Here is a 2,696-nt window from a genome sequence, read left to right on the forward strand (position 1 = left end):
ATCGAGCGCTACCGACCACGACAAGCCCTCGCGACGATCCCACGTCCGATCGCCTGCGGACGTCGACCCCTTCGGGACCAGGTCATTGTGCTCCTGGGCCATCGGGTCACGCCCCCTGATCGGCCTCGGTAGGCTACGGCCGTGCGATTCTTGGTGACCGGAGGCGCTGGCTACATCGGATCCACCGTGACGACGCTGTTGGTCGAGGACGGTCACGACGTCACCGTGCTCGACGACTTGTCCTCCGGGCACGGGTCGGCCGTCCCGGACGGTGTCACGTTCGTGCGGGGCAGCGTGCAGGACACGGCCGAGGAGGTTCTGGCGGCCCGGTCGTATGACGGTGTGCTGCACTTCGCCGGCTCCATCCAGGTGGCCGAGAGCGTCGCCGAGCCGGAGAAGTACTGGAACAACAACGTGGCGGCCACCATCAAACTGCTGGAGGCGATGCACCGGCACGGCGTACCCCGGCTGGTCTTCTCCTCCACCGGCACCGTCTACGGCGACACCACGCAACTGCCGATCACCGAGTCGGAGCCGATCGCCCCGCTCAACCCGTACGCCGCGACCAAAGCCGCAGTCGACACGATGCTGACCGGGTACGCGGCCGCTCGGGACGTGGCCGCCACCTCGCTGCGCTACTTCAACGCCTCAGGTGCGTTGCTGCGACCACACGGCAAGTCGTGCGGCGAACGCCACGACCCCGAGTCACACCTGATCCCCCTCGTCCTCGAGGTGGCCGCCGGCGAACGCGAGTTCCTGTCGTTGTACGGCGACGACTACGACACCACCGACGGCACCTGCGTTCGCGACTACATCCATGTCGCCGACCTTGCCAGCGCACACCTGCTGGCGCTGGCCAGGACGCGCCCCGGTGAACATCGCGTCTACAACCTCGGCAACGGTCTCGGCTACTCGAACCTGCAGGTCGTCCAGGCAGTACGCGACGTCACCGGCCATCCCGTTCCGGTCAAGCTCGCACCCCGACGACCCGGCGACATCGTCACCCAGGTCGCGTCATCCGCCAAAGCGATGACCGAACTGGGCTGGCGCCCGACGCGCCCCGACCTGCGCGACATCGTGGCCGACGCCTGGGCGTTCCGCTCGTAGTCGCTTGGTCCCGGCGGTCAGGGGCGCGCCGGGTATTGAAGCGCGGTGAGCAGCTGACTGTGCAAGTTGGCGTTGGAGTACAGGCCACCGCCTTGATCGCCCGCTTGTCCTCCGGTTCGATCGGTGAAACGGCCGCCCGCTTCCTCGACGAGAAGAATCCATGGCGCGTGATCCCAGATGTGGTAGCGCTCGACCAAGAAGGCATCGATCTCGCCACGAACAAGCTCGACGAGCGGGAGAGGGCTTGCCGGTGCGCGGGCCACACCCGGTGGGAGACGGACTCTGGACGCGTCGTCCAGAGCATCGAGCCGGGCATCAGCCAACACCGAGGTGGTGCTGACTTCAAGGCGCTTCGATTCGGCCCCCTCGCGTGGCCAGGACGACTCGAAAGAACCGCCGCCTCGGGTCGCCCACCAGCAGCGTCGCAGCGCAGGAGCGGTGACGACCGCGATCTCGGTGGTCCCGGCAACCTCCAGCGCAATGTGAATTCGCCAGTTCGGGTCACGCCGACTGAAGAACGACGTGCCGTCAACCGGGTCGATGATCCAGACCCGATCGGACTCACCGAGTTGACCAAGTTCCTCGCCGAGGAGTGCATCTTCCGGCCTCGCCGCAGACAACGTCTCGCGAAACAGTCGCTCGACTGCCCGGTCGGCTTCGGTGACTGGCGTGCCGTCGGCCTTCAGCGTTGCCGAAACGCCAGACTCGAAGTAGGAGAGCGCGAGGTCCGCTGCCAGATCCGATGTGTCGAACGCGAGTTGTAGATCATCAGCGCTGTCCACGACCGACGAGGTTATCAGCCCAGTCCGGGCCAAGGCGCGATTGATGACCACCGCGACGAGGCCGTGGTGGGGATGCGGCGGGTATTTCTCGGGCGGGCCCCTGGTCCGCCGGCGACTGCCGGCCCGCGTGGGCAGCGATCAGATGTCCTGGCCAACCCCTTCGGTGGTCGGCACGCGGTCGCGGTGCACGCACAGCCTCGACCTGTGCAGACGAGACCAGACTGGTGAGGGCCGCGAGCCATAGCGTCCACCTCGCGCCCGGGCGACGGGCCGCCGCGAAGAGGAGAACGCCATGAAGAAGGTCAGCGACCAACTCACCGATCTGGCAGACCGCACGAGGAAGACCGAGGAGGTGGTCGAGGCCGCACGGGCGAAGAACCGAGGCCGGCTCGAGGAGCGCAAGGCCGAACTCAAGACCGCCGTGGACATCAACTTCAGCTCGGCCGAGTCCGCCTGGGACTCGGCTAAGGCCGCAGTGGACGGCAAGGTGAAGGCGATGCGGGCGGACGCCGAGAGGCGACACGACGAACGTGATCTCCGGCGTGCGGAGCACCGGGCCGACAAGGCGGAGGACGACGCGGCGGATGCTGTCGCGTTCGCGCTGTACGCAATCGACCAGGCCGAATATGCCTTCGTCGATGCCGCTCTCGCCCGCGCCGACGCCGACGCTCTGGCCGACAAGGGCTGACGCTCCACGCACCGGCGGCCGGACGCGACGACCGCCCCGAACCGCCGTGGACGCACTCCGAGGCGCCTGGCCCGTACCGCGGGTCAGGCGCCTCGTCGTCATCGGGAATGCCGGTCAGC

At 67.7% G+C, this 2,696-nt stretch carries 3 protein-coding genes; 2 read left to right on the forward strand and 1 reads right to left on the reverse strand.

Annotated features, from left to right (window positions below):
* The first annotated feature begins 141 nt into the window (after positions 1-141).
* On the forward strand, positions 142-1,107 hold the full coding sequence (galE, locus tag ACL02O_RS33970) for a UDP-glucose 4-epimerase GalE (RefSeq protein WP_412822279.1): 966 nt from the start codon (positions 142-144) through the stop codon (positions 1,105-1,107).
* Between the two features lie 17 nt (positions 1,108-1,124).
* Here the strand turns inward: galE and ACL02O_RS33975 are convergent, their stop codons facing one another.
* Positions 1,125-1,889 carry an inositol monophosphatase family protein gene (locus ACL02O_RS33975; RefSeq protein ID WP_412822280.1) on the reverse strand — a complete coding sequence of 255 codons (765 nt, stop codon included), beginning with the start codon at positions 1,887-1,889 and terminating at the stop codon, positions 1,125-1,127.
* A 292-nt stretch (positions 1,890-2,181) separates the two neighbouring features.
* Between ACL02O_RS33975 and ACL02O_RS33980 the strand changes: the two genes are divergently transcribed.
* Entirely contained in the window at positions 2,182-2,577 is a 396-nt protein-coding gene (locus ACL02O_RS33980; protein ID WP_412822281.1) for a hypothetical protein, read from the forward strand.
* Positions 2,578-2,696 lie beyond the last annotated feature (119 nt).

The sequence above is a fragment of the Micromonospora mangrovicola genome (assembly GCF_047200535.1).
Lineage (GTDB): Bacteria > Actinomycetota > Actinomycetes > Mycobacteriales > Micromonosporaceae > Micromonospora.